We start from the raw sequence: 12,356 nt of genomic DNA, 5'->3' as shown, positions 1-12,356 counted from the left end.
CCCACTGGAGATCATGCGCGGCGCCGACACGTTCACCGAGAGTTTGTTTTCCGTACGCAAGCTGGACGACTTCGTGCCCAAGTCGCATCCGTTGCGTTCGATCCGCGTGATGGCGAACGAAGCGCTGGCGAAGATGGATCGACTGTTCGCGGGGATGTACGAAGCTGACATAAAGGGTGGACGGCCGAGCATCGCGCCAGAGAAGTTGCTGCGAGCCATGCTGATCCAGATCCTTTACAGCATTCGCTCGGAGCGCCAACTCATGGAGCAGGTGCAGTACAACCTGCTGTTTCGCTGGTTCATCGGCCTGGCCATGGATGACGAGGTGTGGGTGCCCACGGTCTTCACGAAGAACCGGGAGCGTCTGATCAAGCACGATGCCGTGATCGAATTCTTCAACGCCGTAGTGGCCATCGCCGAGAAGAAGTGCCTGCTCTCGGGGGAGCATTTCAGCGTGGACGGCACGTTGATCCAGGCGTGGGCCGGACACAAGAGCTTCGTACGCAAGAACGGTGACGATCAGGACAACGATGGTAGCGGCGCGGGCGACTTCAAGGGCGAGAAACGCAGCAACGAGACACATCAGTCGAGGACCGATCCAGATGCGCAGCTCTATCGCAAAGGCAAAACGGCCAGCGAATTGCGGTACAGGGGCCATACGCTGACCGATAACCGGCACGGCCTGGTGGTCAATGCGGGCGTGACACGCGCCGACGGGCATGCAGAGCGTGGAGCCGCCAAGATCATGATCCACGACGTGCGGCAAGCGGCAGAGGATCCGAACGTAGAAATTACGTTGGGTGCAGACAAGGGTTACGACGCTCAGGAATTCATCGAGGCGTGCCAACAGATGAAGGTCACACCGCACGTTGCGCAAAACACCTCGGGGCGACGTTCGGCAGTGCCCGATACGATTGCCTCGAGCGCGGGCTACGCCATTTCGCAGCAAAAGCGGAAGTTGATCGAACAAGGTTTCGGCTGGGCCAAGACCGTAGGGCGCATGCGCCAGGTGATGGTGCGCGGCTTGAAGAAGGTGGACCAGATGTTCGTGTTGAACATGACGGCCTATAACCTCGTGCGCATGCGATCCCTGGCACAAATCCGCCCATAGTGGCTGGAAAAGGCGGCAATGAGGCCAGAAGCCGGCCTCACAGTGCTTTAAAAAGGTTGATGCGCGTTGAAATTGCACAATGCGAAAGATTTAGCGACGGTGGGCGCTCAAATCGTGGAAGGCCGATTCCGGGCGGGGGTATTTCCGCATCCTGTTAGTGCCCATGCACCGACAGCAACGTAAGCGTGCTTGAGCCTTGCAATTACCCACATCTTTGCCGCGAAACCGGCATTGTCAACTTGTCGGCAGTGGCACGGACTACTGCGAAGAGTCAATCGCTCAGGAGACAGTCGACGGATTTTGAGCGATGCCGGTGAATTCGCGCCACGCAGCGAATCGGGATGCGAGTTGTTTGCGATAGCGTGAAGCCCGTAGCAGGTGTCGCTTGAGCGCGAAGTGCTGCCGGATCAGGCCGAAGCTGGAGAGAAAAGCCTGCGTGCGCTTCGGGTCACGAAATCCGCGCATGCGCCGCTCACGTTCACGCGTAGGCTGATGACTGTTCTCTGCCCGGTTGTTCACCCGGGCCGCAGCCTTGACGAACACATGTTTGATGTTTGCCAGTTCGGGGATGTCGGCCTTGGCTGCCGGGTAGCTGCGAAGCTGATCGGTGACAATCCTTCGTGGCGCGTCGGCACAGGCGGCCAGCACGCGGTTGAAGAAGCGCTTTGCTGCGGCCTTATCGCGATGTTTCTGCAGCAGGATGTCGAGTTCGGCGCCGTGCTGGTCGACTGCCCGCCAGAGCAGATAAGGCTCACCGCGCAACATAACGAAGACTTCATCCAGATGCCATGTGCTCCCAGGCTTGCGGCGAGCAGCTTTGACGCGATGTGCGAAGCCCGCGCCGAATTTGTCGCACCAGCGGCGGATCGTCTCGTAACTGACAACGACACCGCGCTCGAACCCTTGTTATCGATAGGATTTCATTTTTCGATGAAACTCCCGTTTCGGGAAACGTGCCACCCCTCTGACGCGCCGCTCCCCTGCCATCTCGTTGCCTATAATCTCTGGATGCCGAACGTTCCGTTGCACCCGTCCTTGCCTGAGCCTGCGTCCCTGTCCGCGCTGCGCGCGTGGTACGCAGGCGTCAGCGCTCGCGAGGCGGTCGAACGTTATTGCTCGCAGGCGCTCGAAGGCGGCCAGTCTGCGCGCGGCGTGATCGGACGGATTCGTCGGCAGCTCGTCGGTTTCGCCCTCAGCCGGCATCGCGCCGATCTGGCCCAGCTGTTCCAGTGCGCGGTGGGCGAACGGTCCCATCACCGTAAGGCCGCGACCCGGGCGCTGGATATCTTGCCAACGCTTGAGATCCCACAACCACAGGTGAGCGATGTGATCGATGTCTGGCTGCCAGCCCGTGTTGTCCCCGTGCTGCATCAGCATGGCATCCGGACGCTGGCTGATCTGACTGTACGCATCCCTCGTCGCCGGCGCTGGGTGGCGCACGATTTACGGACTCGGCATGCGCAGCGCACGGCACATTGAAACCTTCTTTGCCGCCCACCCGGCGCTCACCGAACGCGCCCGCGCGCTGATCGTGGTGGCGACGCCGGAGCCTGTGGTGCCGTGGGAAAACATCCACGTGCCACATGACGTCGACGGCTCGTGTGGTGTCTTCCGCGCACCGAAGCCGATGTGTTCGCTCAAGGCCGATAATGACTATCAGGCGATCAGCGCCTGGCTCGACCGGCACGAAGCCGCCGAAACTCAGCGTGCCTATCGCCGGGAAGCCGAGCGCCTGCTGCTGTGGGCGATTGCTGAGCGCGGCAAGGCGCTGTCTTCGCTCATGAGCGAGGATGCGACCGCTTATCCTGCCTTCCTGCGCCATCCCACACCCCGCGCCCGGTGGGTCGCGCCGGCGCGCCCGCGATCGTCGTCCGAATGGCGGCCGTTCACGGGCGCGCTGTCGCCAGACTCCATCGCCTATGCGCTGTCAGTTTCGAGTGCAATGTTTCGCTGGCTGATCGAGCAGCGCTACGTGCTCGCGAATCCGTTTGCCGGCCTCAGGGTGCGCGGCGCGCAGCGCAATGGGTAGCTGGACATTTCGCGCGCCTTTACGGCGGGAGAGTGGGAACTGATCCGCACGATTGCCGATGGCCTGGAAAGGTCGCATGGCTGGGCGGTTCCCGCCGCACAGCGTCTGCGCTTTCTGCTCGATTTCGGTTGGGCGACCGGGGCGAACTGGTCAGCGTTACACTCGGCAGTATCATGACCGGCACGCGCGGTGAGCGGTGGCTTCACCTCACCGGTAAGGGGGCGAAGGCTGGCAAGGTGGTGCTGCCGCCACTCGCACGATTTGCGTTGGACCAGTACCTGATGCAGCGCGGCCTGCCCGTGAGCCCCGCACGCTGGGCACCGGATACGCCGCTGATCGGCCATCTCGACGAACCCGGCGGCATTACCACGCCGTGTCTGAGGGAGGTTGCTGTCCGAGTATCACGTTCGCTATGGGGGATACGGCGGGATCGGCTACTATCACGTATCCGACATGTACATCGCCCTGTTCAGTCACTTCATCCCGTGCGGCGTCCACGAAGCCGTCTACATCCTCGATGGGCTGATCCTGAACGGCGCCGACGTCAAGCCCGATACGATCCACGGCGATACGCAGGCACAAAGCGGTCCGGTCTTCGGTCTGTCGTACGTAGTGGGCATCAACCTGATGCCGCGCATGCGCAACATCAAGGATCTCGTGCTGTACAAGGCGGACCGACGGCGCAAATACAAGCACATCGACAGCTTGTGCCGTCAGGCGATTGACTGGGCACTAATCGAACGTCACTATGCCGACATGATGCGTTGCAGTGTCGATCAAAGCAGGCAGGATGACGCCGTCGACGATCCTGCGCCGCCTCGGATCGGAGAGCACAAAAAACAAGCTCTACTTCGCATTCCGGGAGCTGGGGCGCGTGATCCGGACGCTGTTCCTGCTGAAATATCTCAATGAGCCGGACCTGCGTCGCACGATTCACGCGGCGACCAACAAGAGCAAGCAGTTCAACGACTTCGCTCAGTGGCTGATGTTCGGTGGTGAAGGCGTGATCGCCGAAAACGTCCGACACGAGCAGCGCAAAGTGATCAAGTACAACCACCTCGTCGCGAACATGGTGATCCTGTACAACGTGCAGTGGATGTCGCGCAAGCTGAAGGAACTGCAGGAAAAGGGGCATCCGGTCGATGCCGAGGTCCTCAAGGTGCTGTCGCCGTACCGGCGCGAGCACATCAACCGGTTCGGGGACTATCTGCTGGATCTCTTGCGCTCCGTCCCACCGCTCGATTCGACTATCGATTTCGCATTCAAATCAGCCGCTTAGGCCGTGGCGGATTTTTACGAATCCCGGCTAGGCCTCTGTTCCATGGCACGCTGCCTGCCTGCGACGTCGCTCGCGGAAACCCCGCATTGTGGCGCGTGGGCGGGTGACTATTTTCAGCGCGATTGTTCACCTGAGCCGACGTCTTTGCGAACAGGTGCTTTAGGACAGCGAGTTCCGGTAATTGGGCCTTCGCTGCTTGCCCACATCGATTTGACATTGCAGTGGCCGGACGCTTTTTTGAATATCGCAACGGGACGATCTCACAATGCACTGACTGCATCCAGTGACCTACCGACCATTGTTTCCAATGTTGGTATAACCAGCCGCGCGCGATCCGGGATTAGGTGAAACGGAAGATCTTCGTCCATGTAAGTACTCTGACACATCTCAAGCTGGATGGCATGGATACCGGATGACGGCACTCCGTAATGACGGGTGATAAACCCGCCCTTGAATCGGCCGTTGCTAATCCAGGAATACCCGCTTTCCGCTGTTGCATTGATTGCAGCTTGAAGTACCGAATCGGCCGCAGTGCGGCCGTCCTGCGTTCCGATGTTCAGATCTGGGAGTTTGCCCTGGAACAGCCGCGGTAGAACGCTCGCAATCGAATGCGCTTCCCACAGAAGTACATGCGGATGTTCCTCGCGAAGTCGACGCAGTTCTTCTGCAAGGCGATCATGGTACGGTTGCCAGTATGACTTTACTCGCAAATTCTTTTCATCTGCCGTCGGAGTCTGCCTATCGCGATAGACAGTCTCGCCACGGAACGTCTGTTCCGGACATAAGCCGGTGGTCTGTTGCCCGGGATAAAGATTCTCGTCAGAAGATGGTCTGTTCAAATCGATGACATAGCGGGACAAGTGCGCACTCGTGACCGTCGCCCCGAGCTTATGCGCGAACTCGTAGAGTTTGTCGAGATGCCAGTCAGTGTCGGAAAGCCTTAGCGCGGAGTCGGTGTATTTCTCTCGTAGGTCGTCTGGGATGCTTGTCCCGAGATGGGGAATCGAAATAAGTAGCGGGGCGTTCCCTCGCGTCAAATCATATACTTTTGTCACGATGAGCCTTTATTATGTTTGACTGTTGTAGCGCGGTCGCAGGCATCTGCGGTAACAGTTTTTTGAGCGCTGGACGGATCAGCTCGTCGAGGACGTTTCCGGTAAGAGCCGAGATCTGGTCCACGAGTTCGTCCCACTCGCCACGCCTGTGCAAAATGAAAAAATCCCGCCGACTGAGATGGCTCCTGGGAAGAGGAAATACGACTAAAGTGTCAAGATAGTGGCGCGCTTGCCAAAGGCAGAGCGGTGTGGAAATGGCAAAACCGAGGTTTGCGCTGACAAGGCTCAGCAGCGGGTCCGTCGCATCGAATTCGTAATGACGAGCGCTGCCGATATTCAGATGTCGAGCTAACCGCTCAATCTGCTGCCCAATTACTGAACGCGCCGTGTATCGAATCAGCGGCAGTTCGGCAGCCAGGCTTCCCCATTCGGGATTTGCTCCCTTATGCCTCTCGAACCAGCGGCGAGAAGCGACCGCGAGAAAAGCCTCTGATAAAAGCGGAACTTCGACCAGTCGTGTGTCGGTAATTGTGGTCTGAGTGCAAACCACGACGTCAACCTCGCGCTGATGAATTTGCGCTGAAAGGGCTGGCGTAAGCCCAGACCACATTTCAATTTGACGGGTTGATCCGGACACGGCGCGAATCAGCTCCGGACCGACGGTGGCAGCGAACGAGTCAACGCATCCAAGTCGAACCGGCAGCGTCTCGCCTCGCGACGTGTCCCTAAGCTTGCTGCTGACATCTTGTGCCTGCTTCAACAGGGGCTCGGCGAGCTTGAGCAGAGCGCGGCCGGCGAGATTGGGCCGGGGCGGCCGGCTCTCCCGGTCCAAAAGCTCCGTGCTCTGCTCGCGTTCGAGGGATGCGATTGATTGGCTGATGGCACTTTGACTGACCTGCAGCCGCTTGGCGGCTGCGGTCATCGACCCCGTTTCGCAGACGGCGACGAATGCTTCCAGAGCCCGCAAGTCGATGGTTGGTCGAGGTCGTGTCATCGGATTTTGCCTGGTCAAAAATCATGCGATGGGTTTGTGATGCCGATGAAAGTCGGAAAAAGATAGCAATTTCGTCGTCACACCGGCATCAATCCCACCATGCGAAACAGACCTCCGGCTACCGCTCGAGTGTTGCCTAGTGCTCGGACAGCAGCCGTCCGAAGCCCCTGATGCGGTCCTGGATGCCAGCGAGTCGCATAACATCCCACGCAACAGCCTGATTACTTGTAATGACGGGCTTGTCGGTTATTTGCTCGATCTCTTCGATGACTTCGATCGATCTGAGTGCCCCACAACTAATGAAGATTGCATCAGCGTCCGGACGGTCGAGATACAGCGCCATTTGCGCAATGCTATTCGGAGTCACGCGCACCATGTCGCTGTCTTTTTCGAGCTGGAGGCCATGGATTGCCAGAACTTCGAAGCCCTCGTTTTCGAGGTAGATTTTCTCCATCTCGTTGATTTCGTCCAGATACGGCGTGCCGATGACGATACGCCTCGCGCCGACCGCCCGCAGACCGCGAATGACGGCTGTTACCATGCTTGTCGTCTTTGCATTCGGGGCGCCTCGCGACAATTCTGCAAAGACCTTCTTTTCGCCGACAACCAGACTTCCAGACGTGCAGCCGTAGCAAATAACATCTAGACTGCCGTCCGGAAGAATCCGCGCCGCAGACTCGGCGAGACTGCTAGCAATGTTGTCGAGGGATTGCCGCGTGATGCTGTCAGGATTGGGGACTCGCGTGAAATGGATTCCGACGCCTTTCGGGAGAAGGGTGAACATGTCATCTTCGATCGTTTGCTCGGTCGCGAGCAGCACAAAGCCTGCCTTGGCGCGATTGTGTCGGCCCTGGTCAAACTCAGCCTTGAATTCAACAAGGTTGCTCACAATACGTACTCCTTTATATAGGATTGCAAATGAGGGAGATGTTCTTGACGCCTGCAGCGATGGAGGGGTGGCCTAACCCGTAATGAAGCGGGCGATTCGCGCGAGTCCAAATGAAATGTAGTTCCGCTGAACCAGGCCTAGAGCACGCATATCGGCGGCGCGCAGCGCGCGGCAGCACTCTTCGAGTTCTCGGTTAAGGTATTCAACCTCCTCTTCCCAGAGGTCTCTGACAAAGTTGTACCAAACGCGTGATGCCTGAAAATAGCACCTGTCGTGCGTCTGCCTCAGCTCCTTATTTCTGATCAGCTCATTGATCGCGAAATGTAACTCATGCAAGACCGACCAGAACTCATCGAAATTCCTGGGACCGTTTAGTAACGCGTTGGCTCGGGGGATGAGGCTTTCAATGCGCTCAAGCGCCTGTGGGGCGTCGAGCGGCGAGCAAAAATCTCCCAGCATCTCGCTCAATCGCAGGCGGAAATTGTACGTGTCCCTGTACTCGCGGAAATCGACCCCACTAACAATCGTCCCGACGCCGTTTTTCGTTTCGACTAGGCCTTCATATTCAAGTCGCTGCAACACCTGACGAATGGGCGTACGGCTCACCTGAAATTCTTCAGCCAGCACGTTTTCTCCGAGGAAGGTGCCCGGCGGATAGTGGAGACTACAGATGCGATCGCGAACTGTCAGGTAGATGTCAGACGCCTGGCCACGAGGAGCCGTGGCTTTGGCTGCCGGTCGCGGCGTTTGGCCCTTCAATTTAACCACGCGTGCCATTGATGTTCCTCGCTGGACGCTGTTGCGGTGATGGAGCGTCCGGTCAGTGCCGCACCAGCGCGGCGTGTGCCCAATGATAACTACAAGCCACAGCTATACGCAACCTGTACACAGCAACAGACTAGTCGAGATCTGCGATAGTGGGAAATAATTTTCACTTATAGGTCCGCGCGCCGTGGGTTACAGGGGGCGCTTGACGTGATTCTGCATTAAGTGACGGAACCAAAACAAGATTTCTGCGTTTATCAAACCGATTCCGTCGGTTGAATACAGTGCTTATCCTAGACGAATCCCGTACTTGACAGTGAAAATTGTTGTTCCTAGAGTGGAGCTGTGTACTTGCTGCATACAGCTAACGAGACGGAGGAACTGTGAGCGAATACAAAGGCCGGGTAAGCAAACTGCGCGATGCACTCCGCGTCGCGAATATTGACGTTGCTCTGATCAGCGACCCCGATGCAGTGGCCTATTTCGGCGGCTTCTGGAACTACCTTGGAATGGATTTCGGCAGGCCAACTTTGCTGGTCGTTCCGCAAGATCGCGACCCGGTGCTGATTACTCCTCTGATGGAATCGGAGATGTGCTCGCTGATGACATGGATCAAGGACATCCGTCCCTGGTGTGACGGCATTGACGACGAGTGGCGCAAGCCGCTGCGGGAAGTGCTCGCGGCGTCAAAGGTTAAACGCCTCGGTGTCGAGCGCGCAAAGATGCCGCCGCTCGTGGCAGCGGCGCTGCTTGTCGATGCGGACCACATTGTCGATGTTGGTCAGATCATCCTCGATCTTCGGACGATCAAGACCTCGAGCGAAATCGCCACGATGAAGCAGGCAGGTCACGTTGCAGTGGCAATGGTCGAAGCAGCGAAACAGGTGATCCGGGAAGGCGTACCCGAATATGAAATCGCGTTGGCTGTCGTCGCCGCCGGAACGCGTAAAGCAGCGTCATTCCTGGATGAGCACAAGGACAGATTTGTGTCCCCGACCATTTACAACCTGCAGATCCTCCAGTCGGGGCGCGACGTCTGCCTCGTGCACCGCAGATCCTCGGTTCGCACGTTAAAGCGAGGCGACCCGGTGTATTTGTGTTTCTGCGGAATCGCCAACTTCAAGAACTACAAGCTTGGATTCGACCGCGAGTTCTTCGTTGGGTCGGTGACCGACGAGCAGGCTCGCGTCTACGAAGCGGCGGTAGCGGCGCAACAGGCGGCACTGGCGCAGATCAGGCCCGGAGTACGGTGCGAAGATGTGAATGCGGCTGCTGAGCAGGTGTACAAGGACGCGGGCTTTGCGCCGGGATATCGCACCGGACGTTCGATCGGATATTCGTTCCTCGAAACGCCAGAGCTCAAGCGCGGCGAACAGCGCACGCTTGAGGCAGGCATGACGTTCGCCGTCGATGGCGGCATTACCATCGAAGGCGAGTTTGGCGGGCGAGTCGGCGATTCGATAGTTGTTACGACGGATGGCTTCGAATACCTGACCAACTATCCTCGCGAGCTGGCGGTGGCGTGAAGATTATGGCTGATGGAATCGCACTGAAGACCCTCATCGCGGTCAACCGGGAGTTCTTCGGCAGTCGCTGGACCGAAAAGGACCTCACTGAGCTGGTGGACCCGCGTTTCGGCGTGGTATCGGACCTGTCCAGTCTCGTCGGGCGCCTTGCGGAGATTCGGGCAAAAGATCTCGGCGACGTGGCGCCGCCGTGGGCCGAGGGTACGCAATCATGACACCGGTACGGGGCACAAACCTCAGAGATATGTCGCGAGTGCTAGCCAATGGCGACGCTACGTCGTCTGAGTTTATCGCGCATAGTCTGGCGCTTGCGGAGGCGACCAATTCATGGCTGAAATGCCTGATAACCGTGACCAGTGAACGCGGTCGGGAGCAAGCAGCGGCGGCGGATGATCGGCGTCGCCGCGGGGCTTCGCTAGGATTGCTGGACGGCGTTCCCTACGTCGCAAAGGATGCTTTCAACACAGCGGGCATCCGGACAACGGCCGGGAGCCGGGTATATGCGGAGCACTATCCAACGGAAGATTCCGTAGTCGTTCGAAAGCTTGCGGATGCTGGCGCTGTCCTGATTGGCAAAGCGAATATGCACGAGTTTGCCTATGGCGCGACCGGCGAAAACCTGTTCACTGGCACAACAGTCAACCCGTGGGACCGGAGTCGATTGGCTGGCGGGTCCAGCGGGGGATCCGCCGCAGCTGTGGCAGCCGGCATCGTGCCATTTGCGTTGGGCACCGATACCGGCGGCTCAGTGCGCGTTCCTGCCGCGCTGTGCGGCGTCACCGGATTCAAGCCGTCTTTTGGACTGCTCGACTCGACGGGAGTAATCCCGTTTTGCTGGACGTTGGACCACGTGGGGATCATTGCTGCAAGCGCGGACGACGTGTCGATTGTTACGGCATGGCTGACCGACCTGGACACATTCAGTCCCGTCAAGTGCGCAAGGTCGCTCCGGGTGGGCGTACTGCCCGACGCAGCTCTCGTTCTTCAACCCTCGGTCAGAGCCGGTTATGAGTCGGCTCTGGCTGCGCTGCGCGGGCTGGGAGCCCGTTTTCACGAGATCGAGTTGCCCGATGCCGCCGAATCTCGAACAGTGTCGCTCACGATCCAGCTCGCCGAGGCGCTCGCCTATCACTCGCCGTTGATCGAGACGTGCGGGGAAAAGTATGGTGCCGATATCAGGAGTGGTTTTATATTAGGTCAGCAGTTGTCCGCTGAGAGTTACGTGCAATGTCAAAGGCTTCTGACCGAATATCGACGCTCCTTCTCGCGCCAGTTCGACAATGTCGACGTAGTTCTCACACCTACCTGTCCAATCGTCGCCCCTGAGATCGGGAGCACCAGGGTGCCGATCGGCGAGCAACTGTGTCCCGTCGGGAATGCGCTGACACTTTACACCTCGTTTTTCAACCTCGTCGGAGCGCCCGCAGTTGCACTGCCATCAGGACAGGATGACAGAGGGCTCCCAGTAAGTGTGCAACTTGTTGGCGCCGCAGGTGCCGACAAGTGGGTTCTCCAGTTGGCCCGGCGTTTGGAGAAGGACTTGGCGCAGGTCTAAACGCCTGCTAGCTCGTGACAATGACCCTTAACGTATCGTCGAGAGAGGTATGTATGAAAATCGGAAACACATCGAAGCAAGCACGGGCGTGCCTGTTCACCGTCCTGGCAGCAGTTCTGCCAGCTACATCGGCTCAGGCTCAACAGCTGGTCATCGCATCTTTCGGTGGGGCATATACCGCCAGCCAGTCCAAGGCCTTCTTTGAGCCTTACACCGCGAAGACCGGCACCAAGATCTTGCCGGCCGATTACAACGGCGGTCTCGCGGAGCTGCGCTCCCAGGTACAGGCCGGATCTGGGGCTTGGGACGTCATTGACCTTGAGTTTCAGGATGCCGCGCGAGCCTGCGACGAGGGGTTGATCGACCCCATCAAGGCGAGTTCCCTTGCTCCTTCACCGGATGGCAAGCCTGCATCGGCCGACTTCGTCAACGGATCATTGCTGGACTGTGGTGCCGGAACCATTCTCTGGTCCAACGTAATCGCATTTGACAAGAGAAAGTTCTCCGGAGCCCAACCGACGACGATCGCAGACTTCTTTGATCTGAAAAAATTCCCGGGGAAACGGGGACTTAGCAATAAACCGAACGGAAATCTGGAATGGGCCCTGATGGCGGATGGCGTGCCTCGCGACAAGGTCTACGCGACGCTGCGAACGCCGGCAGGACTTGAGCGCGCCTTCAAGAAACTGGACACGATCAAGCCAAGTGCGGTGTTCTGGGGAGCGCAGGCGCAGTCGGTTCAACTTCTTGCCGACGGTGAAGTCGCGATGACCGAAGGCGGTAATGGACGATTCACCGACGCTATTACCAAAGAAAAGAAACCGTTCGGCATCGTCTGGCAAGGACAGATCATCAACGGAGATGTCTTTGCGATCTCCAAGGCGAGCAAAAACAAGGCGGCCGCACTCGATTTCATCCGGTATGCGACATCGTCGCCGCAGCTTGCAAGTCAGACGAAATATATCAGCTACGCGCCGGCGCGCCGCTCGGCACTTCAGCTTGTTGACGCGTCCTTGCGGGACAACCTGCCGACGTCGCCCGCCAATCTGAAGGTCGGCCTCGCGAACGACACTGCATTCTGGAACGATGAGCAGGACGAAATTAACCGGCGCTGGGCCGCCTGGATGGCCCGCTAAGGATCAAGGTAACGCAA

General features: G+C 58.5%; 9 protein-coding genes and 4 pseudogenes. 7 read left to right on the top strand and 6 right to left on the bottom strand.

What is annotated here, in order from left to right; translation table 11 throughout:
- The first annotated feature begins 13 nt into the window (after positions 1-13).
- Positions 14-1,111, top strand: coding sequence for an IS5 family transposase (locus G5S42_RS38845; protein WP_176112083.1), 1,098 nt, complete (start codon positions 14-16; stop codon positions 1,109-1,111).
- A gap of 279 nt (positions 1,112-1,390) precedes the next feature.
- Here G5S42_RS38845 and G5S42_RS38840 read toward each other — a convergent pair.
- Positions 1,391-2,011, bottom strand: a pseudogene (locus G5S42_RS38840) (IS6 family transposase); the annotation flags it as partial.
- A gap of 108 nt (positions 2,012-2,119) precedes the next feature.
- Here G5S42_RS38840 and G5S42_RS38835 point away from each other — a divergent pair.
- Positions 2,120-3,520 (top strand): annotated as a pseudogene (locus G5S42_RS38835) (site-specific integrase); the annotation flags it as partial.
- Between the two features lie 7 nt (positions 3,521-3,527).
- A pseudogene (locus G5S42_RS38830) lies at positions 3,528-4,419 on the top strand (Tn3 family transposase); the annotation flags it as partial.
- A gap of 51 nt (positions 4,420-4,470) precedes the next feature.
- Here the strand turns inward: G5S42_RS38830 and G5S42_RS44690 are convergent.
- The 5 genes and pseudogenes from G5S42_RS44690 to G5S42_RS38810 all read right to left on the bottom strand — a co-directional run.
- A pseudogene (locus tag G5S42_RS44690) lies at positions 4,471-4,615 on the bottom strand (IS6 family transposase); the annotation flags it as partial.
- A 64-nt stretch (positions 4,616-4,679) separates the two neighbouring features.
- Positions 4,680-5,474, bottom strand: a complete 795-nt coding sequence (gene hutG, locus G5S42_RS38825; RefSeq protein ID WP_176112082.1) for an N-formylglutamate deformylase — start codon at positions 5,472-5,474, stop codon at positions 4,680-4,682.
- Positions 5,458-6,468, bottom strand: coding sequence for a LysR family transcriptional regulator (locus G5S42_RS38820; protein ID WP_176112081.1), 1,011 nt, complete (start codon positions 6,466-6,468; stop codon positions 5,458-5,460). The genes hutG and G5S42_RS38820 overlap by 17 nt, the downstream gene beginning before the upstream one ends.
- A gap of 136 nt (positions 6,469-6,604) precedes the next feature.
- Positions 6,605-7,357, bottom strand: coding sequence for a maleate cis-trans isomerase family protein (locus G5S42_RS38815; protein WP_176112080.1), 753 nt, complete (start codon positions 7,355-7,357; stop codon positions 6,605-6,607).
- Between the two features lie 72 nt (positions 7,358-7,429).
- Positions 7,430-8,134 carry a GntR family transcriptional regulator gene (locus G5S42_RS38810; protein WP_176112079.1) on the bottom strand — a complete coding sequence of 235 codons (705 nt, stop codon included), beginning with the start codon at positions 8,132-8,134 and terminating at the stop codon, positions 7,430-7,432.
- Positions 8,135-8,505: 371 nt separating this feature from the next.
- On the opposite strand from G5S42_RS38810, the gene G5S42_RS38805 reads away from it, so the two are divergent.
- The 4 genes from G5S42_RS38805 to G5S42_RS38790 are packed head-to-tail and all read left to right on the top strand — an operon-like array spanning position 8,506 to position 12,339.
- Complete coding sequence (locus tag G5S42_RS38805; protein WP_176112078.1) at positions 8,506-9,648, top strand: M24 family metallopeptidase; 1,143 nt, start codon at positions 8,506-8,508, stop codon at positions 9,646-9,648.
- A gap of 5 nt (positions 9,649-9,653) precedes the next feature.
- Positions 9,654-9,863: a hypothetical protein gene (locus G5S42_RS38800; protein ID WP_176112077.1), complete on the top strand. Its 210-nt coding sequence runs from the start codon at positions 9,654-9,656 to the stop codon at positions 9,861-9,863.
- A 29-nt stretch (positions 9,864-9,892) separates the two neighbouring features.
- The gene (locus G5S42_RS38795; protein WP_246392568.1) at positions 9,893-11,203 is read left to right on the top strand and encodes an amidase; all 1,311 of its coding nucleotides are present in this window, start codon (positions 9,893-9,895) and stop codon (positions 11,201-11,203) included.
- A gap of 53 nt (positions 11,204-11,256) precedes the next feature.
- Entirely contained in the window at positions 11,257-12,339 is a 1,083-nt protein-coding gene (locus G5S42_RS38790) for an ABC transporter substrate-binding protein (RefSeq protein ID WP_176112075.1), read from the top strand.
- Positions 12,340-12,356 lie beyond the last annotated feature (17 nt).

The sequence above is a fragment of the Paraburkholderia youngii genome (assembly GCF_013366925.1).
Taxonomy (GTDB): Bacteria; Pseudomonadota; Gammaproteobacteria; order Burkholderiales; family Burkholderiaceae; genus Paraburkholderia; species Paraburkholderia youngii.
This window is presented reverse-complemented; position numbering and strand designations above follow the sequence as displayed.

Coding starts and splice junctions, on each gene's coding strand:
- G5S42_RS38790 (WP_176112075.1), top strand. CDS start 11,257: ATGAAAATCGGAAACACATCGAAGCAAGCACGGGCGTGCCTGTTCACC.
- G5S42_RS38845 (WP_176112083.1), top strand. CDS start 14: ATGCGCGGCGCCGACACGTTCACCGAGAGTTTGTTTTCCGTACGCAAG.
- G5S42_RS38800 (WP_176112077.1), top strand. CDS start 9,654: ATGGCTGATGGAATCGCACTGAAGACCCTCATCGCGGTCAACCGGGAG.
- G5S42_RS38795 (WP_246392568.1), top strand. CDS start 9,893: ATGTCGCGAGTGCTAGCCAATGGCGACGCTACGTCGTCTGAGTTTATC.
- G5S42_RS38810 (WP_176112079.1), bottom strand. CDS start 8,134: ATGGCACGCGTGGTTAAATTGAAGGGCCAAACGCCGCGACCGGCAGCC.
- G5S42_RS38820 (WP_176112081.1), bottom strand. CDS start 6,468: ATGACACGACCTCGACCAACCATCGACTTGCGGGCTCTGGAAGCATTC.